Annotated in this window: 22 protein-coding genes; 6 read left to right on the top strand and 16 right to left on the bottom strand. The window is 43.4% G+C overall.

Translation table 11 applies throughout. The features are described from left to right. Nucleotides 1-7: 7 nt before the first annotated feature. Genes ACIRUQ_RS00545 through ACIRUQ_RS00530 form a run of 4 tightly spaced genes read right to left on the bottom strand, consistent with a single transcriptional unit; the run spans nt 8 to nt 2,744 of the window. Nucleotides 8-1,150 carry a helicase RepA family protein gene (locus ACIRUQ_RS00545; RefSeq protein WP_055290165.1) on the bottom strand — a complete coding sequence of 381 codons (1,143 nt, stop codon included), beginning with the start codon at nt 1,148-1,150 and terminating at the stop codon, nt 8-10. Next, nucleotides 1,140-1,475 (bottom strand): plasmid mobilization protein, encoded by a 336-nt coding sequence (locus ACIRUQ_RS00540; protein WP_055290166.1) that lies wholly within the window; start codon nt 1,473-1,475, stop codon nt 1,140-1,142. The genes ACIRUQ_RS00545 and ACIRUQ_RS00540 overlap by 11 nt, the downstream gene beginning before the upstream one ends. After that, entirely contained in the window at nt 1,465-2,556 is a 1,092-nt protein-coding gene (locus ACIRUQ_RS00535; protein ID WP_055290167.1) for a site-specific integrase, read from the bottom strand. The genes ACIRUQ_RS00540 and ACIRUQ_RS00535 overlap by 11 nt, the downstream gene beginning before the upstream one ends. Next, on the bottom strand, nt 2,556-2,744 hold the full coding sequence (locus ACIRUQ_RS00530; protein ID WP_055290220.1) for a hypothetical protein: 189 nt from the start codon (nt 2,742-2,744) through the stop codon (nt 2,556-2,558). Before ACIRUQ_RS00530 ends, ACIRUQ_RS00535 begins: the two co-directional genes overlap by 1 nt. A gap of 334 nt (nt 2,745-3,078) precedes the next feature. Here ACIRUQ_RS00530 and ACIRUQ_RS00525 point away from each other — a divergent pair, with 334 nt between their 5' ends. Then, nucleotides 3,079-3,612: a helix-turn-helix domain-containing protein gene (locus ACIRUQ_RS00525; RefSeq protein ID WP_055290168.1), complete on the top strand. Its 534-nt coding sequence runs from the start codon at nt 3,079-3,081 to the stop codon at nt 3,610-3,612. A gap of 225 nt (nt 3,613-3,837) precedes the next feature. Here ACIRUQ_RS00525 and guaA read toward each other — a convergent pair whose 3' ends face one another. Beyond that, a complete protein-coding gene (gene guaA, locus ACIRUQ_RS00520; protein WP_021739296.1) occupies nt 3,838-5,382 on the bottom strand; it encodes a glutamine-hydrolyzing GMP synthase in 1,545 nt (514 codons plus the stop codon). Between the two features lie 404 nt (nt 5,383-5,786). On the opposite strand from guaA, the gene ACIRUQ_RS00515 reads away from it, so the two are divergent. Continuing rightward, nucleotides 5,787-6,317, top strand: coding sequence for a nitroreductase family protein (locus ACIRUQ_RS00515; RefSeq protein WP_022035122.1), 531 nt, complete (start codon nt 5,787-5,789; stop codon nt 6,315-6,317). Between the two features lie 90 nt (nt 6,318-6,407). Here ACIRUQ_RS00515 and ACIRUQ_RS00510 read toward each other — a convergent pair whose 3' ends face one another. The 3 genes from ACIRUQ_RS00510 to ACIRUQ_RS00500 form a co-directional block, all read right to left on the bottom strand. After that, the gene (locus ACIRUQ_RS00510) at nt 6,408-6,989 is read right to left on the bottom strand and encodes a M48 family metallopeptidase (RefSeq protein WP_055290169.1); all 582 of its coding nucleotides are present in this window, start codon (nt 6,987-6,989) and stop codon (nt 6,408-6,410) included. 200 nt (nt 6,990-7,189) lie between these two features. Next, nucleotides 7,190-7,747 (bottom strand): 4'-phosphopantetheinyl transferase superfamily protein, encoded by a 558-nt coding sequence (locus ACIRUQ_RS00505; protein ID WP_055290170.1) that lies wholly within the window; start codon nt 7,745-7,747, stop codon nt 7,190-7,192. Between the two features lie 120 nt (nt 7,748-7,867). Next, nucleotides 7,868-9,052: a pyridoxal phosphate-dependent aminotransferase gene (locus ACIRUQ_RS00500; protein WP_021739300.1), complete on the bottom strand. Its 1,185-nt coding sequence runs from the start codon at nt 9,050-9,052 to the stop codon at nt 7,868-7,870. A 276-nt stretch (nt 9,053-9,328) separates the two neighbouring features. Here ACIRUQ_RS00500 and ACIRUQ_RS00495 point away from each other — a divergent pair, with 276 nt between their 5' ends. Continuing rightward, nucleotides 9,329-10,021 carry a GntR family transcriptional regulator gene (locus ACIRUQ_RS00495; RefSeq protein WP_022036659.1) on the top strand — a complete coding sequence of 231 codons (693 nt, stop codon included), beginning with the start codon at nt 9,329-9,331 and terminating at the stop codon, nt 10,019-10,021. Between the two features lie 20 nt (nt 10,022-10,041). Continuing rightward, the gene (locus tag ACIRUQ_RS00490; protein WP_021739303.1) at nt 10,042-10,479 is read left to right on the top strand and encodes a GatB/YqeY domain-containing protein; all 438 of its coding nucleotides are present in this window, start codon (nt 10,042-10,044) and stop codon (nt 10,477-10,479) included. A gap of 91 nt (nt 10,480-10,570) precedes the next feature. Here ACIRUQ_RS00490 and ACIRUQ_RS00485 read toward each other — a convergent pair whose 3' ends face one another. The 3 genes from ACIRUQ_RS00485 to ACIRUQ_RS00475 all read right to left on the bottom strand — a co-directional run bounded on the left by ACIRUQ_RS00485 (nt 10,571) and on the right by ACIRUQ_RS00475 (nt 13,954). Next, nucleotides 10,571-11,755, bottom strand: coding sequence for an NlpC/P60 family protein (locus tag ACIRUQ_RS00485; protein ID WP_055290171.1), 1,185 nt, complete (start codon nt 11,753-11,755; stop codon nt 10,571-10,573). Between the two features lie 141 nt (nt 11,756-11,896). Then, nucleotides 11,897-13,447 (bottom strand): SPOCS domain-containing protein, encoded by a 1,551-nt coding sequence (locus ACIRUQ_RS00480; protein ID WP_172679884.1) that lies wholly within the window; start codon nt 13,445-13,447, stop codon nt 11,897-11,899. Nucleotides 13,448-13,468: 21 nt separating this feature from the next. Further along, entirely contained in the window at nt 13,469-13,954 is a 486-nt protein-coding gene (locus ACIRUQ_RS00475) for a protease complex subunit PrcB family protein (protein WP_242853599.1), read from the bottom strand. A gap of 124 nt (nt 13,955-14,078) precedes the next feature. On the opposite strand from ACIRUQ_RS00475, the gene ACIRUQ_RS00470 reads away from it, so the two are divergent. Further along, complete coding sequence (locus tag ACIRUQ_RS00470) at nt 14,079-14,813, top strand: lysophospholipid acyltransferase family protein (RefSeq protein ID WP_404856512.1); 735 nt, start codon at nt 14,079-14,081, stop codon at nt 14,811-14,813. Nucleotides 14,814-14,833: 20 nt separating this feature from the next. On the opposite strand, the gene murF is transcribed toward ACIRUQ_RS00470, so the two are convergent. The 3 genes from murF to ACIRUQ_RS00455 form a co-directional block, all read right to left on the bottom strand. Beyond that, a complete protein-coding gene (gene murF, locus ACIRUQ_RS00465) occupies nt 14,834-16,246 on the bottom strand; it encodes a UDP-N-acetylmuramoyl-tripeptide--D-alanyl-D-alanine ligase (protein ID WP_022036663.1) in 1,413 nt (470 codons plus the stop codon). Then, nucleotides 16,239-17,303: a D-alanine--D-alanine ligase gene (locus ACIRUQ_RS00460; protein ID WP_022036664.1), complete on the bottom strand. Its 1,065-nt coding sequence runs from the start codon at nt 17,301-17,303 to the stop codon at nt 16,239-16,241. The genes murF and ACIRUQ_RS00460 overlap by 8 nt, the downstream gene beginning before the upstream one ends. Before the next feature lie 181 nt (nt 17,304-17,484). Next, nucleotides 17,485-18,381: a helix-turn-helix domain-containing protein gene (locus ACIRUQ_RS00455; RefSeq protein ID WP_055290173.1), complete on the bottom strand. Its 897-nt coding sequence runs from the start codon at nt 18,379-18,381 to the stop codon at nt 17,485-17,487. A 252-nt stretch (nt 18,382-18,633) separates the two neighbouring features. Between ACIRUQ_RS00455 and ymfI the strand changes: the two genes are divergently transcribed. Further along, entirely contained in the window at nt 18,634-19,362 is a 729-nt protein-coding gene (ymfI, locus tag ACIRUQ_RS00450; RefSeq protein WP_021739311.1) for an elongation factor P 5-aminopentanone reductase, read from the top strand. Between the two features lie 288 nt (nt 19,363-19,650). Here the strand turns inward: ymfI and ACIRUQ_RS00445 are convergent, their stop codons facing one another. Together ACIRUQ_RS00445 and ACIRUQ_RS00440 are read right to left on the bottom strand one after the other, a co-directional pair. After that, on the bottom strand, nt 19,651-20,304 hold the full coding sequence (locus tag ACIRUQ_RS00445) for a MerR family transcriptional regulator (RefSeq protein ID WP_055290174.1): 654 nt from the start codon (nt 20,302-20,304) through the stop codon (nt 19,651-19,653). 166 nt (nt 20,305-20,470) lie between these two features. Beyond that, the gene (locus tag ACIRUQ_RS00440; RefSeq protein ID WP_055290175.1) at nt 20,471-23,194 is read right to left on the bottom strand and encodes a sensor histidine kinase KdpD; all 2,724 of its coding nucleotides are present in this window, start codon (nt 23,192-23,194) and stop codon (nt 20,471-20,473) included. Between the last annotated feature and the right edge of the window lie 4 nt (nt 23,195-23,198).

The raw sequence follows: 23,198 nt of genomic DNA, 5'->3' as shown, positions 1-23,198 counted from the left end.
CATACTGTCACGCATTCTCTGTATTGTCTTTCCAGAGCCTTAGTTTTCGTCCCTCATGGACACGCTCACTCCGAAAGAGAATCCCATGCTCTGCATACAATCTACCTGCAAGAACATTCAGCTTTCTTGTGATAACATGAGGTTGAATGTCCACATTTATCAGTGCAACAAGAGCTGTTGGCGAACCTTCCCAGTAAGGATTGTCCTTCATAACAAGCTCCGCAATCTCGTCCAGTAACGGCTCCGGCGGTTCTTTCCATAACTCCGTTTCTGCCTTTTGCAAATCCCACAACAAGGTTTCTGTATTGCGGATCAGATACAGCTTCTGGTCTTGCTGATCTCTGCCCGATACTTCCAGTGTTGCGGCATTGCCTGTCCGCTTTTCTTTCTGAAGAAGAAACGCTCCGTCTGCCGCCCCAAGCAGTCCGCTTGTCCCGGAAATCATGTCAAACTTATCATCCGCATTCTGCTTTCTTGTATGGTGTACGAGCAACAGACAAAGCCCATGAGCATCTGCAAAACTTTTCAGTCTTGCCATAATCTGATAGTCATTTGCGTAACTGTAATTATCCCCACCAACCTCACGCACTTTCTGAAGCGTATCAATGATAATCAGCTTCGTGTCCTTATGCTCTGCCACAAATCCTGCAAGCTGTTCATCCAGTCCATTTCCAAGCTGACTGGCGGAGACAGAGAAGTAAAGATTATCGGTGCTTTCTGTCCCGAACATCCGGTACAGACGTTCCTGCAAGCGGCGGTAATCGTCCTCAAGTGCCAGATACAGCACCGTTCCTTTTCGGGTGGGATAATTCCAAAGCGGTGTGCCTGTACTGATATGGTAGGCAAGCTGTGCCATCAGAAAACTCTTTCCCAGTTTGGGCGAACCTGCAAAGATATAAGTGCCGGGGTAGAGCAGTCCGTCAATCAACGGTTGCTTACTCCGATACTGTGTATCAAACAGTTCATTCATGGAAATAGTCTGGAGATAGGACGGGTCTGATCGCAACTGCATTTCTCTCTGCAATTCCTCAAAACTCTTGATATTTCCACCATTCTCGGATATACTACTTGTAGCGTTTTTTGAAATTGGCTGCTCCGTATCTGCGCCAACAGATACATCCGGGGCAGTCTTTTCTTTTTTATTTTCCATCCTCGTCCTCTCCTTTCAGACCGCCCAGAATAACAGCGATCAGTTCAATGACATTCAGCAGTTCCTCATCCACGCTGTTTCCTGCTTCAATCCGCTTTAATTCTGTAAGGACAGCGGCAAGTTCCGTTTTGAGCGCCTTGTATACTCTCGGATTGCCCTGTACCACTACATCCTGATTCAGACAGCGTCGGTAGCAGTATTCCTGCTTTGGCAGTCCCGATAAGGCAACTGCCTTGTTGATGAGTTCATTTTCTTCGGGCGATACCCGAAACCCTACTGTGATGTTTCTCCAACGTTTTTTGTTATCTCTGTTCTTAGCTGACATTTTCAATCTCTCCTTTCCCTAAATCGTCTAATCTATCTGCCATTTCCGTCTGCTTTGACGGGAACAGATGAGCATACTGATAAGTGATGTCAATGCTTTCATGCCCCACACGGTCTGCAATCGCCACCGCAGAAAATCCCATATCAATCAGCAGACTGATGTGGCTGTGCCGTAAATCATGGATACGGATACGCTTTACTCCTGCGGCTTTCGCACCTCTGTCCATCTCATGGTGAAGATAACTTTTGGTGACTGTAAAGATTCGGTCTTTTTTCTTCAATCCGTAAAGCATCTGCAAATACTCCTGCATTTCTTCACAGAGGAACTTCGGCATTTTGATGATGCGGTTACTTTTCTTTGTTTTTGGTGTGGTAATCACATCTTCTCCGTGTAATCGCTGATAGGACTTGTTGATTCTGACCGTTTCTTTCTCAAAATCAAAGTCAGCGGCGATCAGTGCCAGTAATTCTCCTTCTCGGATACCGCACCAGTAGAGCATTTCAAAAGCGTAAAAGGAAACTGGCTTGTCCATCATCTCAAATGAGAATTTCTTATATTCTTCTTTTGTCCAGAACAGCATTTCCTTGTGTTCCTCACTTCCCATATTTCCCGCTTTAGCGGCAGGGTTGGAACGCAGTTCATAATACCGCACAGCATGATTGAAAATAGCGGATAACTGATTGTGCAGTGTTTTCAGATAGGTCTGTGAGTATGGCTTTTTCTTCTCGTCCCGATAGGCAAGCATCTCATTCTGCCATGCGATAACCTCTTTCGTGGAAATTTCACTGATTTTCAGCTTGCCGAAATAAGGTAAGATCTTCGTACGGATGATATGCTCCTTTGTCAGCCATGTGTTCTCTTTCAGACGGCTTTTCATATCCCGGATATACAGTTCGGTAAAGGCTTCAAAACTCATATCCATATCCGAAGAGTTCTGCAACTGGAACATTCGCTCCCATTCCTGTGCTTCTTTCTTGGTCGCAAATCCACGCTTGCATTTCTGCTTGCGCTCGCCTTTCCAGTTTACATATCTCGCCATCACATACCATGTTCCATTGCCCTCGTTTTTGAATACCGGCATTATTCGTCCCCCTTTCCAGCTCCGTAGAGCCTTTCATAGAAATACTGGCGGTTTACCCGTCCTGAAATAGTGATAAAGCCTTTTTCTTTCAGTTCCTCATTTAACTGACGGATTAGCTTGTAAGCATACGGCTTTGATACGCTTAGTTCCTGTGCCACTTCTTCGGCACAAATAAATCTGTTTTTCATATAATCAGTCCTTTCTTTCATTTTTATCGCCGCTCTATCCGAATGAAGTTCCAGCAGGTATTCCCTGTTCGGCACTGTGCTGTCCCGATATATCGTAATATGTCAGGCGCTCACTTGCTGTCTGGCAAGGTCTTGGCGGTTTATACTGTTCGGACGGTCATTTTATTTTTATTAAACTTATTTGTTTAATTTCGAACTTATTATACTAAGCATATTTGCTTGTGTCAAGTGGCTTTTCGGAAAATATTAAACTTTTTTGTTTTGTATTATCTTGACTTCTCCTAAACATATCTGCTATACTCATTGTAAAATACATACAAGGAGTGGACACGTTATGGCGATTGGAGAGAGAATACATTTTTTCCGCATTCTGCGTGGGATGACACAAAAATATCTTGGTACGATTGTCGGCTTTCCTGAGCGAAGTGCCGATGTACGTTTAGCACAATACGAAACAGGAACAAGAAAACCGAAAGCGGAACTTACTGCTGCACTGGCTCAGGCTCTTGATGTTTCCCCTCATGCCCTTGATGTGCCTGACATTGACAGCTATATCGGGCTGATGCACACTTTGTTTACCCTTGAAGATTTGTACGGTCTGACTGTTAGTGAATCAGACGGAGAAATCTGTCTGAAAGTCGATACTTCCAAAGGCAAAGATGCTCACGAACTTCGGAAAATGCTGTATGCCTGGAAAGAGCAGGCTGACAAGCTATCTTCTGAGGAAATCAGTAAAGACAAATACGATGAGTGGCGTTACCACTACCCGGAGTTTGATACTACGCAAACATGGGCAAAAGTTCCGTCACAGGAACTTAGCGACGCTCTGGTCGAAATATTCCAAGACCGACTCAAACCAGATAAATAAAGACGACAAAAAGCCCTTAGCTATGAGTTTTATACCCACAGCTAAGGGCTTCGTTTATAATATGGATTTATTTGTTGCACAACCACCTGTCAATCATTCTCTAACCCTAAAACCACCAGATCACAAGAATAATGGCTCTCATGCAACCGTTATCAAATTGTTATCAAAAGACTTTTAAAAGTGCTGCAAACCCGCATAAACGCTGGATTTACTAAACATTTTTGTTTATTCAAACTCAATCGTTCCAGGTGGTTTACTCGTCAAATCATAGAATACACGATTTACACCTTTCACCTCGTTAATAATTCTGCTCATTACCTTATTTAACACCTCATAAGGGAGCTCTGCTGCTTCTGCAGTCATAAAGTCAATGGTCTTTACAGCGCGAAGTGCGACAGCATAATCATAAGTTCTCTCATCACCCATAACACCAACAGAACGCATATTGGTCAGTGCTGCAAAGTACTGGTTGATATCCTGATCCAGCCCAGCTTTTGCAATCTCTTCTCTGTAAATTGCATCTGCATCTTGGACGATACGAACCTTCTCCTCTGTAACTTCACCTATAATACGAATACCAAGTCCCGGTCCCGGAAACGGCTGACGGAATACCAGTCTCTCCGGAATTCCAAGCTCCAGTCCGGCTTTACGAACCTCATCTTTGAACAGGTCACGTAACGGCTCAATGATTTCTTTGAAATCTACATACTCCGGAAGTCCTCCTACGTTGTGGTGCGATTTGATAACTGCAGACTCGCCGCCTAAACCACTCTCTACAACGTCTGGGTAAATGGTTCCCTGTGCCAGGAAATCAACGGCACCAATTTTCTTTGCTTCCTCTTCAAAAATACGAATGAACTCTTCACCGATAATTTTACGTTTTGCTTCCGGTTCTGTTACGCCGGCAAGCTTGTCATAATATCTCTGTTGTGCATTAACACGGATGAAGTTCAAATCAAACTGTCCTTCTGGGCCGAATACAGCTTCTACCTCATCGCCTTCATCTTTACGAAGCAAACCGTGATCCACAAATACACAAGTCAGTTGTTTTCCAATTGCTCTGGAAAGAAGTCCTGCTGCAACAGAAGAATCTACACCACCGGATAATGCAAGCAGTACACGTCCATCGCCAACTTTTGCACGGATATCTTTAATGGTATTCTCTACGAATGCATCCATCTTCCAGTCACCGGCACATCCACATACTTCATATACAAAGTTAGACAACATTGTCTTACCTTCTACTGTATGGAGTACTTCCGGATGGAACTGAATGGCATACAGTTTTTTCTCCTCACACTCTGCTGCTGCCACTGGGCAGTCCGCTGTATGAGCAGTAATGGTAAATCCCGGAGCTGTTTTTGAAATATAATCAAAATGGCTCATCCAACAAATTGTTGATGGGGATACGTTGTGAAATAATTTGGAACTATTCTCCACAAACACCTCTGTTTTACCATACTCACGCACCTCGGCGCGTTCCACTTTCCCACCTAAAATATGTTGCATCAGCTGGGCACCATAGCAAAGACCAAGTACCGGGATTCCAAGTTCAAACAACTCTTTTGTATAAGTCGGTGAATCTGCTTCGTAGCAGCTGTTCGGTCCTCCGGTCAAAATGATTCCCTTTGGATTCATAGATTTGATCTTTTCGATATCAGTCTTATAGGAATAAATCTCGCAGTACACATTGCACTCACGGACACGACGTGCCACCAGCTGGTTGTACTGTCCGCCGAAATCAATCACTATGACAGTTTCTCTGTTCATTGGATCGTTTCCTCCTTCGCAATAAATTATTTACATCATATATCTGTCATGGCCGAATTCACTTTTTATATAAGATTATATATATTTTTTTGCTTTCCCATCAGGGAAAATAATCCGCCACCCTTTCTATTATATATTACTTTCACACCACTTTACAAGAGGAACAACTGAAAAAATATTTGCAAGCTGATTTTTTCATAGTATAATAAAAGATACACCACTTTACAATCTTTTCATTTTAAAATATGATACAGCACTTTCTGCTGCATCATAAGCTTGGTAAAATCATTCCAAATAGAAAGTTGTAAACCGGTGTAAGAGACAGTAAAACTATTTTTACGGATCTGCTGCAATGTCTTCTACATAGACATGCAAAAATTTTGTTATAGGAGGATGATACTATCATGGAAACATTCAAAACAATGACTTGTCGAAAATCTGTCAGAAGCTACAAGTCTACTTTATCAGATGCAAATTTACAAAAAATCCTGATGGCCGCACAGGCTGCTCCGATTGGAATGGGCAAATATGACACTATGCATATGACCGTTATCCGCAATACAGAATTATTACAGGAATTAGACCGCAATGCTGCTGAATTTTTCGGCGATCCATCCCGGACACCGCTTTACAATGCGCCTTGTCTCGTAGTAATTTCCACACCGATTGCAAATCCTGCAATGGCAAATGTACCGTATTCCAATGCAGCCATGATGGCAGAACATATGTGCCTGCTTGCAACTGATCTCGGTATCGGAAGCTGTAACATCTGGGGTGCGATTGCTGCATTAAATACCAAACCGGAACTTGTAGCAAAACTTGGACTTCCGGAAGGCCATGTACCATGCTGCGCCGTAACACTTGGTGATACAGATGATACCTTCGCAGAACGTGAGATTCCGGCTGATCGTATCGCAGTATCTTATATTAATTAATCATAATATTTCATCTCAGACTGAGATAAAATAATGAGCAGACTGGAAATCAAACATTTTCGCCTGCTCATTTATTTGCTTGTTTTTTATTTACACCAGTTTATATTTTTTCAGCTGCTGTCTGCGTTCCCTGTAATCCGGACAGTATTTCTCTACTTCAGCCCAGAACTCCTTCGAATGATCCATATACCGTCGGTGTGCAAGTTCATGAATTACAACATAATCTAACAATTCATCCGGCAAATAGTATAATTGATAGTTAAAATTTAGATTTCCTTTTGAGCTGCAGCTTCCCCATCTTGTTTTTTGATTTCGAATCGTAATCCACCTGATTGTCACTCCCATTGCTTTTTTATAAGCATTTACCCGGCTTTCAATCTTTTTCTTTATTTTTTCCAGTTCATCACGGGATAATTCTCCCACCGGAACAGCACCGGTCTCCTGCCGCTGTTCCATTCGCGTCTGCATCTGCTCCACTTTTTTCCAGATCCATGCATGTTCGCTGTCTAGAAACTTCTGTAACGCATCTGCCGATAATTGATTCGGAATCCGAAGCACTGCATCGCCATTTTCGCACACCTGGAGCCCGATCGTTTTCCTTGCAGATCTGACAACAGAAAGTACTAATGTCTGATTTTCTTTTTGCAATTCTATATTTCTATAAATATTCAAGCTCTTTCTACTCCAACATTTTTATTTCATCGAAAGACTTCTAGCTCAGTACTAATATCAATATTCCTTTTCCTAGATATACCCTTTTATTATTCCTTCAACAGGCAGTATATATTGAATTTGTCGCTTTATTTTATCTTTTTTACTGGTGCCATTCTACATTTGATATCCACACACAGTTAAAAAAGCCATACTCTTTCTCAGCCTTCAAGTGGCTGCAGAGAAAAAGCCTGCCTATGTTCCGCTGTGACCACCATATGGCAGTCTTGCTGAAAAGCCACCAACTGTTGGCAGACATCCGCTGCTCCCGTCAGAATACCTGACGGACTTATGACAGAGAAATAGTCCATTCCCTGTATCAGTCCGACACCTGTATATTTTACATAACTTTCTTTGTATGCCCATAGTTTGCAAAAATGCGAATATCCGTTTTTTTCCAGCCATGCTACTTCCAGTGGATGATAAAAACGTCTGGCCAGACGTTCCGCCCGGCAATGTCGTTCCTGCTGGATATCCAACCCGACTTCTTCAGTGCTGACGGCACAGCTCCACCAATCTCCGCTATGGGATATGGAAAAATGAATGCTTTCCGCATTTTGAAACCTGGGTTTTTTCTTCTGCTCTGCAGATGCCAGTATCAGTGTTTCCGGAAGCAGTAGTGCATTCTCCCGTGCGTACCGACGAACTGCCTGCTCTAGAAGTGTATGAGAATTTTTCTCCTTCGCATTCCACTTCTGATAATAAATCGCTATATCCATCTTTTATTTGCCCCGCTGTTTCTTTCTCTTATCAGAATACCTTCCGATGCACGCTGATATTGAAAAAACAATACTGTTCAGCTACCAGTCAGAAACTGGTTTTGTCTTCACCTTTCACCTTTATTTCTGGTATTTGTCATATAATTTTTTAAATGCCGGCACACTTCTTTTTGCAACATCAGCCGGTACACAATAAGAGACACGTACCCAGCCCGGTCCATAAAAAGCGGTACCCGGTGCCATAAGAATTTTTTCTTCTTTTGCACGCTCACAAAACTTCGTATCATCCTCTTCCAGTGCTTTTAGAAAAAGATAAAATGCTCCATCCGGATGAATACAAGTATATCCAATCTCGGTCAGTGCATGATACAGAATGTCCCTTGTTTCCTGATAAATGCTGATGTCCACGGATGCATCCACACATTTCAGCAGCATTTTCTGCTGAAGAGACGGTGCATTGACATAGCCAAGATAACGCATGGAGGCTGTCATTCCTGCAATCAGATCTTCATAATCCTGCACACAGGATTCCATTGCGATATAGCCGATACGTTCACCCGGAATAGACAATGCTTTGCTGTAAGAATATACCACGATGGTATTCTCGTAGTAATGAGTCAGATATGGCACTTCAATATCATATGCCAGCTTCCGGTACGGTTCATCGGAAACCAGATAGATTGGATGACCATACTCCTCCTGCTTTTTCTTCAGAATATCTGTTACCATACGGATAGACTCTTCTGTATATACTGCCCCTGTTGGATTATTCGGTGTATTAATCAGTACAAACCTGGTTTTTGGTGACAATGCAGCTTCAAAAGTTTCCGGGTCCGGCTGCAATGTCTCCATATTACATAATGCCGGCACAAGTTTACCATACAGCGTCTCCACATAGCTTTTATACTCCCAGAAATATGGTGCAAACGTAACCACCTCGTCTCCGTTATCCAGCAAAGAATTTGCAATAACTACAATCGCTGCTGCTGCGCCACTAGTCATGATAATTCCCTGCTCGGTATAGTGACAGTCATATTTTCCATTTAAATAATTTGCGATATGTCTGCGCACTTCCGGATGTCCCACATTTGCCGGATAACCATGCAGTGCCAGCGGTTTTTCTGTATCCAGAATTTCTTTCATCGCCTCATTCACTGCCGCCGGAGGCTCTACGCTCGGATTGCCAATGGTAAAATTAAATATATTCTCCGAGCCGTAAATCGCAGCCATTTTTTTACCTTCTTCAAAAATATCACGGATGCAAATAGATGAATCCAGTGATCCTCTTAATCTTTTTGATATCATAATCTATATCCTCCAAATCCCCTGTTCTTTTTCACGTCAACGCTTTAATTCGCCATACTTTTTATATCTTAGCACAATTTTTAATAAAAAAAAAGGTTTCTTTACATCCAATTCGTTTTTTGCTATACTTTTTACATAACAAAGCGATACACACCATTCGTATGCCACGGCATACCAGTGGTTATCAATCAGGATAAGATCTTTCCAGCATTTACAGAAAGGGATTATCAGGAATGCCCCAAACATTCTTAATTTTTTCAAAACAGGAGAAGGTAAATGTCAAATCAGGAAATCAGCAAATATGATGCACTCAATCAGCCTGCTGAAAATAAACAGCAGCAGGCTTATCAACAGATAAAACAGGACATACTGAATAATACATATCCGGAAGGAACCGTTATGGTGGAACGCAAATTATGCGATATTTACCATGTCAGCCGCTCTCCGATCCGCAACGCCCTTCAGCAACTGACACACGAAGGTCTGCTGTCTTTCGTTCCTGGCAAAGGAACCGTAGTGGCATCTTTTACTACGGAAGACATTCTGGAAGTGTATGATCTGATTGAACTGCTGCAGGTATATGCCGTAGCAGCATTTCTAAATAAGTACAATGATCTGGCAGTTGATGCCATGGAAATAGCACTCCGGAACATGGAAAAATCATTAAACGAACATGATATATTCCAATGTACCCGATGGGATCAGAAATTCCATGAACTTCTGATCGGTTATGCCGGAAACAAACGCCTGGAAACAATTTATGACCAGCTAGACTGTCAGCAGATGCTGTTCATCTCCACCATTCTGGATGACACAGAGCGTGCCAGCCAGTCTTTCGCAGAACACTCTGCGATTCTGGCAGCTATAAAAGAAAAAGATGTACAGATTGCCCAGGACTGTATCCGAAAGCATTATTACCATATCAAACAATACTACATCAACAAACTGCTTAGCAGAATCCATATTTAATTTCAGGAGGTACTATCATTATGGAATTACAGACATTACAAAAAGACATGATTGCAGCAATGAAGGCAAAAGACAAAGTCCGCAAAGATGCTATCTCTTCTCTTGTATCCGCAGTCAAAAAAGTGGCTATCGATGAAGGATGTCGGGATGATATCAAACCGGAACTGGTTGACCGTGTCATCTTAAAAGAATTAAAGAGTGTCAAAGAACAGGTAGACACCTGCCCGGCAGACCGGACAGATCTGAAAGATGAATATCAGGCACGCTATGACATCATCAATGAATATGCACCAAAGCTTCTGTCTGCAGAAGAAGTTAAAATAATTCTGACAGAACGTTTCGCTGATGTCCTTGCCACAAAAAACAAAGGTCAGATCATGAAAGCTGTCATGGCTGAATTAAAAGGAAAAGCAGACGGTAAAGTTATCAACCAGGTAGTTGCTGAACTTTGCAAATAAACTTTTTTAAAGATGTTTTAAAAAAATCCCGATGCACATTGTTATCTCAATGCGCATCGGGATTTTTGATTTTCATATTTCAATACTTAAACTAGAAAATTCTTCTTACTGTTAAGATTGTTTTGTAATGTACATTGCCGGAAATCTTAATACCGGTAGATGGGGAACTTGCATGAACAATCTGTCCACCACCCATGTAAATAGCAACGTGTCCACTGTAACATACGATATCACCCGGCTGCATGTCGGATACAGATACCTCACGTCCTACACCTCTCATTGCGGAAGAAGAATGCGGTAAGGACACACCAAAGTGTGCATATACACTCATAATAAATCCAGAACAGTCAGCACCATTTGTCAGACTGGTTCCACCCCATACATATGGATTTCCAACAAACTGACATGCATAATTTACAACTGCAGAACCGGATCCGGATCCTGTACTTGCACTTCCGGAATTAGAACTTGTTGTATTGTGCTTTTTGTTGCTTGATGCAGCAGAAGAATTATTTGACACACTGGATGCACCTGCAGTCACTCTGACAGTCTGTGCTGCTGCCAGTTCCTGTGCAATGATTGCATTCTGCTGGTCAATGGTCTGCTTATACTGTGCGGCCAGTGACTGTGCCTCTGCCAGCTTGCTGTCGAAATTGTCCATCTGGCTGCTCTTCTCAGCTTTCAGCGTCTCTAACTGCTGCTGCTGTTCCTGATATGTAGCCTGATTTTCTTCCAACTCCTGTTTCTCTTCTTCTACCTGAGCCACAAGATTAGCAACTTCTGTCTTGGTATTCTGATACTCAACCAGAAGGTTACGATCATAATCATATACTTTTGAGAAATTCTCTACTTTGTTCAATACATCTGCAAAGTTCTGTGCACCTACCAGTGCATCCAGGAAAGAACTGTCACCATTTTCATACATATAACGAATTCTTTCTTTCATGGAACCGTACTGCTCAGCTTCTTTTGCTTTTGCAGTTTCTAAATCTGCCTCTGCCTGTGCCAGTTCTACTTTCTTGTTCTCAATCTCGCCGGCTACAACATCTAAATCTACTAATACCTGTACCAGCTCAGAATCTACCTGATTAATCTGAGACTGCAGTGCTGACTGCTGGCTCTTAATGCTGTCAATCTGACTGTTTACAGAATTCAAATTACTCTGTGCCTGATTTTTCTGGTTTTTTGCCTTTGAAAGAGTGGTTGCACCTGCCATCTGTGTACCGGAAATCGCAAGAACAACAACCAATCCCATTGCAATTAATTTCTTCTTCATATATTGAAATACTCCTTCGTAAGTGTTCCTTTTTTCGTTTCCTTATGGATTATAACACCTCTCTGTCACAATTTCAACCGAAAGAACACCATTTTAGAAATATTTCATACTGTTTTGTAATATTTTTGTAATATTTATCCGTTATTTTTTCACAACCAAAAGTTTCATTCCATCTGTCCTTTTCTCTTCTGACAGTTCATTGACTGTTTTGATATCCTGTACCGTCGTATGGAATTTCTTGGCAATATTCCACAGATCATCCGGCTTCTGCAGTCTGATACCTGCGATACCGGGAATGTGATTCAGCCAGTTTATATCATACTCCCTATCCTCTGTTCCGGTGATCAGTTCAGACTGTTTTTCCTTTGTGATCAACGTCTCTATATCCACCACGGCCTGTACTTCCAGCTCCGTTCCACTCTTCATCAGAAATGACAGATGTGCAAGACCCGTCTGCAGTTCTATCTGATAAAAGGACTTCATCTCCGGTATCTCTACATCATACTGGAATGGCACCAGACCTTCCGCAGCTCCTACCGGAGCCGCATCTGAACTGGTCAGATACAGAATACTGACCCACACCGTTCCTTCCACATGAATGCCCTGCTCTGTAACTTCCCAGTGTTCCGCTTCCACAGTGCCGAAACCTGCACCAAGCTGCAGAATCTCTGCTTCCTGTTTTTCTATTTCAATACTGTCATTCACCCGGCACCTTGCACTATTCTTCATATAAAGCTGCGGAAATTTCACCTGCTTTGTCTGCAGCTGCAACTGTCTCTCCAGTGAATAGGCATCAACAAGCTGCTCCCGTTTCACTTCCCGGTAAAGCCGCAATTCCACAGGCGTATCTGCCTCCAGCAAAAGCATCCGTTCCTCCCCGTCTGTATCCTCCTGCACCCGGCAGATCATCACCGGTTCCTGCCCGGACACACAGGGAATCATATCGCTCTCTGCCTCTGCCACATCCAGCTCATACTGATAGGGAACCCTCAATTCCAGCCACTGCAGCCGGTCTTCTTCCATTCCAAGATAGAGCAAAAAAATCTGGATTTCTCCCTGCACCTGCACATTTCCCTGATTTACCCGTATTTCCCTGCCAAGCAGCTGATGCTGCTGCCAGAGCAACTGGCGGATATTTGGCTTGTTGGAAGGCAGTCGCACTTCCTCTTTCAGTTTCCACCTTTCCGTGCCCCGATAGCAGAGTTCCAGATATACTTCCGTATTATGTAATTCTTCCAGAGGATACTCGCTATCAATCGCCACCGGAATATTCAGTTCCACTCGTTCCCGCGCCCATACTTTTATCTCCACCAGTGCACGGATATTCAGTTTTCTTGCATTTATCATACGCACCGTCAGATCTTCCAGGATGGCTTCTGTCTGCGCCATGTCAAATTCCTTTGCTTCGTCCAGCGTCATCATCTCATGAAATGGAATTTCTCCCTCCAGACTACAGATATTCCATTCATTCTGCCCGGTTCGGTACAGCACCCGAAACTGCAGCGTCCCCTGTACCTGCACATGCCCCTGACTGCATTTTGTCTCATCCATACGAATCTGCCCCCGGCTCAGGATCACAGAGAAAAAATCCGGCAGATAGTCCGGCAGATGATACGTCTCATCAAACGTCAGCTGTGTTGTTGCCGGTCCTTTTTTCTCTTCTGTATAGACTTTTTCTGTTCTCAGCTCCATACTTACATCCACTCCCATTTCCTATTCGAATACTACATTTTCTGTCAGTCTCTCCGTCTTTACCACAATATACGGATAGCTGACACATTTTTCCACTTTGGCACCATTTTCCGGTCCGATAAGATCCGTCTCAAAATAAATTGCATTTTCTGCCAGATACAATGCCTGCACCTGTATGCTGTAACCTCCGGTCTCCTGCATTCCGAAACCATGCACGATATACAGCGCATCATCAAGCAGATATGTCATTTTAAAATCCTCTGCTTTTCGTGCCTCAATTTCTGTCTTCAGTTCCTCTGGCAATTCCGCTTCTCCCACCACGGTATAATCCAGATCCCGCAGTTTCTCTACTCCGGTCTTCTTCCATCCACATCCACCAATGCCTGTACTGACCAGACATATAAAAATTGCCGAAAAAAGCACAAATACACTCCATTTTCGTCGTTTTGCATCTAATTGCTCTGTATTTCCTTTTCTATACGCCACCATCCTCTTTTTTTTATTCATCTGCTGCCCCACATACGTTCTTAGTCTATTGTATTTATGAAAATAAAAAATATGCATGGATTTATGAAAAACTATCTGTTATACTAGATAAGTATTTTTGAATTTAACATCTGGAGGAAATATTATGTTACGAACAATTCTCGCCGTTTTGTTCGCTGTATGCTATCTGATTCTCGGTATTCCGGTTTTATTTGTGGAATGGCTGATTGGAAAAAAGAACCCGCATCTGCGTGATATCAGCAGTCTGCGGATGGTACAGTGGGCATTTCGGGTCATCTACCGGATCTGTGGCGTTAAACTGACTATTATCGGTCAGGAAAACGTTCCGAAAGATACACCGGTGCTGTATGTGGCAAACCACAACAGCTATTTTGACATCATTATTACGTATGCACTCTGCGAAAATCTGACAGGCTACATTGCCAAAGATTCACTGGAAAAAGTGCCGCTGCTGAACATCTGGATGAAACGACTTTACTGCTTGTTTCTGAAACGTGATGACATGAAAGCCAGCCTGAAAACCATTCTGCAGGCTATCGAATATGTCAAACAGGGCGTTTCCATCTGCATTTTACCGGAAGGCACCCGCGGAGACAGCGATGAAATGGCACCATTTAAAGAAGGCAGTCTGAAAATCGCTGAAAAGGCCGGATGTCCAATCATTCCAATGGCGATCACACACACACGTGACATCATTAAGGATCACATACCATTTGTAAAACCAACCCATGTCACGATTCAGTATGGTACGCCGGTTTATCCAAACGAACTGCCAAAAGAAGAAAAACGTGCTCTGGGACGTTATACACAGAATATCATTCAGGAAATGCTGGACCATGAAAAAGCCGGAAGCTTATAAGCTTCCGGCTCTTTTTTATCTTATTCCTCCCAGGCTTTACAAATTGCCTCCACTACCTTGGAAAATTCCATAAAGTGGGATGCTTTTACCAGAACGGTGTCTCCATTTCTCAGGTAAGGCACCAGTGCAAGCATCATCTTATCCAGCGTTTTGAAATACATGACCTGTGTATGTCCGCGCTGTGCCCCTTTTGCCAGTTCCTCGCTGAGTGTTCCGCAGCAGAATAAAACGTCAACCCCCTGATTTGCTGCATATTTTCCAACTTCATAGTGCATTTCACACTCATTTTCACCCAACTCACCCATATCTCCAAGGACCGCAATCTTACGACCGTCTGCCTGAGCCAGCACATCCAGAGATGCCTTCATGGATACCGGATTTGCATTATAGCAGTCATCAATAACCAGCAGTTCTCCCACCGTAATTAGATTTGTACGTCCGGCAATGGTTTTTGCATGACTGATACCCTCGCAGATTTCCTCATTTGTAAGTCCCATGATGCGTCCCACACAGGCTGCCGCACAGGCATTATATACATTGTGTACTCCAGGAATCGGTTCATGGATCTGACAATCTTCTTCCGGAAAATGCAATACTGCATTCAATCCACGCAATCCTTTGTTCTCGATTTCGTCAGCTGTCACTTCATATGTAATATCCGCTGCCGGTGCGGTTCCGTCTTCTACATGATAGAAAATCGGTTTCACACCATGTGCCTCGGAGACCGTAATGAGTTTATCGTCATTTCCGTTCAGCACGATATGTCCGTCCGGTTTCAGGAAATCAAAAATCTCTGATTTCGCCCGGAGCACACCGTCACGATCGATGAGATTTTCCAGATGACACTGACCGATATTTGTCATAACGCAGATGTCCGGTTTTGCTACTTTAGCGATCCGATGCATCTCGCCAAACTCGGAAATACCCATCTCAACAACAGCTGCTTCATGCTCTCTGCGGATGCGCAGAATTGTCAACGGCAGTCCGATTTCATTATTAAAGTTTCCTTCTGTCTTCAGGACATTATATTTCTGTTCCAAAACAGCAGAAATCATCTCTTTTGTACTTGTTTTTCCAACACTTCCCGTAATCCCGATAATTTTGATTGCAAGCGTGGAGCGATAAAATTCTGCAATATCCTTTAACGCCTGCTCGCTGGATGCTACCAGAATGTACGGTCCTGCCGGATTTTCCAACGGTTCCTCAGACAAAACTGCCAGCGCGCCTTTTTCAAATACATCAGGGATAAAACGGTGACCGTCCACACGCTCGCCGCGGATCGGGATATACAGATAGCCCGGTTCCACCTGACGACTGTCAATGACTGCGCCGGTGATTTCACTGCCACGCAGGGTATCCTCTCCCACATAAGTACCGCCGCATGCTCGTGCGATATTTTCCAGTGTCATCTGCTGTAATGTATGATTATTCATGTTTTCCTCCGTATTTTTCCTGTGAAATCTGAATCAATCGTTCGCACAGATCTTCATACTTGATGCCAATCACGGCTGCCTCCTGCGGAAGCAGGCTGGTAGCTGTCATCCCCGGCAGTGTGTTTGCTTCCAGGCAGAACATCTCATTGTTCTCATTCAACAGGAAATCCATCCGCGCATAGGAATCCAGACCAAGTTCACGGCAGACTGCCACTGCATGTTTCTGCATTTCCTTTGCTACTTCTTCCGGCAGATCTGCCGGACAGGTCTCTACCGCACTTCCTGCTTTGTATTTGTTTTTGAAATCATAAAAGCCTTCTACCGGAGCGATTTCAATAACCGGAAGTGCCTGCATATCGATGACACCTACGGAAAATTCACGTCCACAGATATAACTCTCGATCACGATATTGTCTTCATATTTAAAAGCCTCATCCAGTGCAGCTTCATATTCATCTGCAGTACGGACAATCGTAACACCGATACTGGAGCCGCCACAGCATGGTTTTACAACACACGGAAGTGTTAACCCGGTCTCTGAAAACGGAGTATGACGCTGTGTTTTACTCATTGCAATACCGTGCGGTGTCGGAATACCAGCTGCCTCAAACATTTTTTTTGAAATTCCTTTATCCATGGCAAGGGCACTTCCCAGATAACGGCTGCCTGTATACTGGATACCAAACAGATCAAAGGCTGCCTGTATCTTGCCGTTCTCTCCGTTTTCTCCATGCAGTGCCATAAATACAATATCTGCTGCCTGACAGATTTTAATTACATTCGGTCCGAAGAAACATGCTGACTGATCTTTTCGCATTGCTTTTACCTGTGCAATATCCGGTGCTTCACCCGGAATCTGCGCAACATCTGCACTTGCTTCTTCTGTATGATTAAAAATATCCGTGATATCTTCCTCTTCCTCATGATATCCCATAAAAACATCCAGCATGATAACGTTATGTCCTTTGGAACGCAATGCCTTACTTACCATTGTTCCTGTATTCAGTGAAACATCCCGCTCCGTGCTGAGTCCACCAGCTAAAACTACAATATTCATACTATATTAATCTCCTTAATATTATTTTTCTATATCTGAAGGCAACTGCCCAGAACCGTATCTGCGCCATTGCACTTCTTCTTAGTTTAGCACATTTTTTTTATTTGTGAATGCCGCAAATATAAAATATTATAATTTTTTCTGATTTTCCAGTTATGCTATGGAACATAACTACAAACTACTATAATATTCCTTCTATAAACTTCAGCAGACAGCTCTGTTCTGCTAACATTTTATCAATCACACAGGCAAAGGCTTTTGCCTCTCCTGCTCTTTTTGTATCCCCGCGTTTTGTCATGCCGGAGGCCAACAGGGACAGCAGCATTGGAGCATAACGAAATTCTCCCGTCTGCACACAAAGAATCAATGCATCCCTGCAATATCTGATAGAACCGGGGTATTCTCCGCTCAGGAAACTGAGATCCGCAAGCTGATAACAGACTGAAATATACGCCTGTTTCTGCCACCTCAGATTCAGATCAGCGGCAGTCAGATACTCCAACAGCCTGCGAAGCTGTAAGATATCTCCGTCAAACTCCCGCAGTCCGCTCCGACAGGCAACCAGAAGCTGCCGGATCAGTATCTCGCATGCTGTGTAGCTTCCGACTGCCTGACATCCGCTCTCCTCATCTGCCAACGGCATTCCGCTCATCTCCAATATGCGCTGCAACACTTGTTCAATATTAACAGCTTCCCCGCCAGACCACCAGTGAAGTACTGTTTCTCCCAGACTGAGCCACTGTTGTTCCTGCCGGTTATTATCCCCGGAAAGTTCCCGGTACAACTCCAGCTGCTGCACCAGATGCATACGATTCCCAAGCCGGATTGCCAGTGCAATTTCTTCCTGTATTCGCTGACGCTGCAATTCCTGTTCCCCCACAAGCAGAATACAACGCCCCGGAAGTTCTCCCATCCGCTCCATCAAAGCCTCAAAAGTTCCGATTTTCGGACTGCAAATACCTCGCTCAATCTTCGACAATGTACTCACTGCACAAATGCCAAAAGCCAGATCCTCCTGCGTCATTCCATGCCGAATCCGCGCAGATCGCACCACTGAACCTATTTCATAACACTCCATTACAAAATCCCCCTGTTTTTTGACTAATTATATCATTTTAACGTTTGCGCACCTACCGTTCACTTGCACATCATAACCTCTCATTTGTATTGATTCATTAATTATTTTCTAATGTCCACTGATACAGCTTTCACAGAATTGCAGAGATGCACAGTTTTTCATCCATGATTTTACATTCGACTGTTTCTATGATAAACTGGCATCAAAATCATAAAAAATCGATACGATTATTTTTTTAACAAAGGGGTTTTTATGAAAACAATATTGATCACCGGTGCTTCCCACGGAATCGGGAAAGCCATTGCCGAAAAACTTGCCGCCTGCGGTATGCGGCTCTTTTTAAACTGCCGCTCTTCTAAGGAAACCTTATATGAGTATGCGGTCAAACTGTCAGAAACATATCATGTTCCATGTACCCCGCTTTTTTATGATGTCTCAGATCATAAACAGGTACATGCCATGTTTGAAGAAATCTGTGCTCTGGGTGAAAGCATCGATATTCTGATCAACAACGCCGGTATTTCCCATATCGGCCTGCTCCAGGATATGAGCATCGAGGAATGGAATCAGGTACTGAACACCAATCTAACTTCGGCTTTTTCCTGCAGTAAATACGCAATCCCGGATATGATCACCCGCAAGCAGGGAAAGATCATCAATATTTCATCCATATGGGGATGCTCCGGTGCTTCCTGTGAAGTGGCTTACTCCGCCAGCAAAGGAGGACTGAACCTGTTCACACAGGCACTGGCCAAGGAACTTGCCCCAAGCAATATCCAGGTAAATGCCATCGCCTGCGGTGTCATCGATACCCGTATGAATGCCTGTTTCGATGCGGAAGAACGGTCAGAACTGGAAAATGAAATCCCTGCCGGAAGATTTGCGGCACCATCTGAGGTGGCAGACTTTGTGCAGCAGCTCATCGATGCTCCATCCTACCTCACCGGACAGATCATATCCTTCGATGGAGGATATCTGTAATTATACAAATTCAAGTCGAACGCACGTGAGACTTGGTGCGTGATTCTGGTCAGCGAAAGCTGACATATTCTTCTCAGAATCACTGCACATCCTCGCGGAGCGTTTATCTCAGTCGGAGATTGAACTCCCACTGAGAAAGATTTGTTATTACTCACCTTATAGAAGTGGGAGTCTCAACTCAGACTGAGATGAAATCGGAGAATTTCTCCACGATCACCGGATGTGGAAAAATTCTCCGATTTTGCTGCTACACTATTTTTCGTTTTAAGCAGAGTAAAATTATCTTTTCTAAACTGTACTTTCTTTTGTCCTAAAGTGTCGTTTCCCGGCTTTTTCCTTTCTTCTGGACAATTTCTCTTTTTGCTTTTTTTCTTTTCGACTCATCTGTCTGCTGCGGATTGCTTCATCCAGTTTCCGGAACCGCTCTTCTTCCTGCTCCTCCTGTTCCTGCATCAGATAATTCATCTCTTTGATCACTTTCTCTCCGACATGCTCAGATACAGCCTGTCCCAATGCCTGATTGTTTTCTGCGATGGCATTTCGCACGATATCGTTCATCATCAACTGAAACTGCTCCAGCTTTGTCAGCCCTGCCGGTGCCGCATTGGTATGTGAAACTGCAACATGCATCTGCTGTCCGTCCTTTTCCGGCTCAGATTCTGTCTCACCGGACATAGTAGTGGTGTGCTCCTGCTGTTTCGCTTCTTCCAGATTCGGATTTTCATTGTGAAGCATCATCTTAATGGCCTTCAGCTGATATCCTTCTTCCTTCCATTTCTTGATCTGTCTAAACTGCTGCATATTTTCTTCAGTATAGTAACGGTGTCCCATCTCATTGCGGGGGACATCCAGCTCCAGTTCCTCTTCCCAGTAACGTAACACATGCGACTCTACCTGCATCATATTCGCCGCATCTGAAATCATGTATCGTACTTTTTTCACGATAGAATCCTCCTTTATTACTGTTACAATGATTGTAGCACAATCATGACAGTTCTCAAGAAAATCTCATCGTAAAATTTCGACATAATTTCACAGAATAAGAAAGTCCCTATACGTTCCTTACATCCTGAACAGAAAATATGCAGGTCTTTCTATACGATGTTTGTTATACTTCTGTCTGTTTGTTCTTCGGTCCCGGCTCTGCTTTGCTGATCTTCTTAAATGTAATCGTTACTTTAAACAGATCCCCATCCAGGTACAGATCAAATGTTCCGTCCTGCATTACTGTCAGGTTACGGGCGATCTCAAGGCCCAGACCGCTGCCCTCGGTACTTCGTGAGACATCTCCCCGTACAAAACGCTCCAGCAGTTCATCTGCTTTGAAGTTTAACGGACTCTCGGACACATTTTTCATGGAAAATACAACGATATCGCCTTCCACACTTCCGGTTACATAAACTCTCGTTCCGGTCATCGCATATTTTGCTGCATTGTTGTAGAGATTTTCAATAACGCGGAACATCCGGCGGCCATCTGCCCGAATCAGCATCTGCTCCTCCGGCAGATCACAGATCAGATTCAGATTTTTTGCGGCAAATTTTTCTTCAAATTCACCGTTTGTCTGCTTGATCAGCTGCTTCAGGTTGATCTCCTGCATAGTCAGTGTAATGTTTCCGGAACTGATTTTAGAAGCCTCCACCAGATCTTCTGTCAACTGTTTCAGACGCAGTGCCTTTCTGTTTAAAATTTCAATGTAACCGGCAATCCGCTCATCCTGAATATTTTCTCTTTTCAAAATATCCACATAGTTGATAATGGAAGTTAACGGTGTCTTAATATCGTGAGACACGTTTGTGATCAAGTCTGTTTTCAGACGTTCACTCTTCATCTGATTATCCACAGCTTTCTCCACACCATCACGGACTTTGTTGATTTCTTCTGCCAGTTCCAGATTTTCTCCCGACATGTGCTCGGTATTGATACGGTAATCCAGATTACCTGCTGCCAGCTGTTGAATACCGTCCTTGATGGCTTCTTTTCCACTGGTGCTCTTCAACATTTTCAGATATACAAAAATATCAAACAATATCATCAGAAGGAAGAAGAAAAATGCCATTCCGCCTGCATAATGAAAACCGAATGCACAGATGATCCACATAAAAATCGTCTGCACGCCAAGCAATACTATATAGGCAATCAGAAGCTGTCTGTTTGCTTTCTGTGCACGATAAGAATTCTGAATGGTTTTTCTGGATGCATCCACAGTTCTTTTTATTGCATGCGCAATACTTGCAAAGATACTTCCGCCAAGTTTACGCTCTTTGATCCTTCGGCCGTAACTCTTCAGATTCCAGGCAAACAATGCGGTTGCCAGGACTCCGCAAATGGCACATCTTACCATAACATTTTCCGTTACCTGCGGCAGCATGCTGTAATAATAACTACTGTTACGGCTGACACAAGCAAATCCGGTTCCATATAAAACCACCAGTAATGTCCACAGAATGATATCCTTAAGCATCAAAAGTTCTATCGGAAATCTGTCCATAAGTACCGGATGAATCTTATCATCCTCCGGTTTCCGTCCGGTCTGCAGTGCAACCAGAACCAGCATCACAATTGCAAGGGCCAGGAACACCCACATAGCAACAAACACATTGATCTGCTTTTCTCCCGATGCACCATGAAATGTGAGTTGCTCGGAAGTATTTTTATAAAATGTATAAAACATGGAATCAAAATAAGACGGTGATGTCTTACAATGATAATTTGTATCCAGCCCTACAAAGATCTTCCAGTTACCGTCTCCCAGGACATCACTGACGATTTCTTTCATTTCTTCGTTCATATAATGCACCGGAGTAGAAACCTTTCCGGCTGCCTCATCGATCATCAAATAAAAGATCTGATCCGGTGCAGAATAATTTTCTGTCAGATACTGTTCTTCCACCTGGGTCAGAGACATTTCCTGCTCCGTTTTCCATGCCGGCACATTGGTAAATACGCTGCCATCTTCTTCATTTACCAAATATACATATACATTCGTATTTGCAAACTGTTTTTCAATATTTTGGCTTTGCTCTACCAGTGCATGCACCTGACGGGCTGCATCCAGCAGATTGTCGTAATAAGTCGAAAGCAGATTCATCTGATCACTTGTCCTGGCATACTCTGCCAGTGTCATTCCGTTGATATTCTTAATAAACTTCTGCTCTATCTCAAGTCCGTTTCCATACAACACATCCGGACCATTGTTATAACATTTCACCTGATAGGACTCATATGCTTCCGGATGTCTGTTATCAGCGGTACCGCCATCATCACTTTCACTGATCCAGTCACTGATATCCACTGTCTCTATATTAACCGGCTGTGAACCATCCACAGCAGATTCTGTTTGCGCTTCCGTTGCAGCCACAGATGATTCATCATCTTCGGAATCTACGACATCATTTTCCTCGTATTCATCATACACATACTCATCTTTCGTCTCGGTCAGCCAGCGAAGGAACGGATAACCATCCGAATTATAAAACGCATCCAGATCGGACAATTTGTATTCCAGATTCGGATCTTTAGTTTCTGCCTTCACGCCACCATCTAAATTTGAAATATCTACGGTCAGATCACCGTTATAGGCTATTCCATTCAAAATCTTATTTTCAGATGCAAAGTTGTCCAGCTGACTATATACTTCCTGTCGCACATAGCGTTGGGCCTGCTCGCTGTCCACATAAGAAACCGGATTCATAATTTCCTGCACATTCATGCCCTCATATAATCCCAGAACGGACCATCCGGCGCAGACAGCAGTCAGTCCACCAGCCACCAGCAGAATCGCCGTTGTCAGCGTCTTTGCCCACATGCTGTAAAAATGTTTTTTCTTCATAAGG

Origin of the sequence: Eubacterium ramulus (assembly GCF_045002895.1) — a bacterium.
Lineage (GTDB): Bacteria > Bacillota > Clostridia > Lachnospirales > Lachnospiraceae > Eubacterium_I > Eubacterium_I ramulus.
This window is presented reverse-complemented; position numbering and strand designations above follow the sequence as displayed.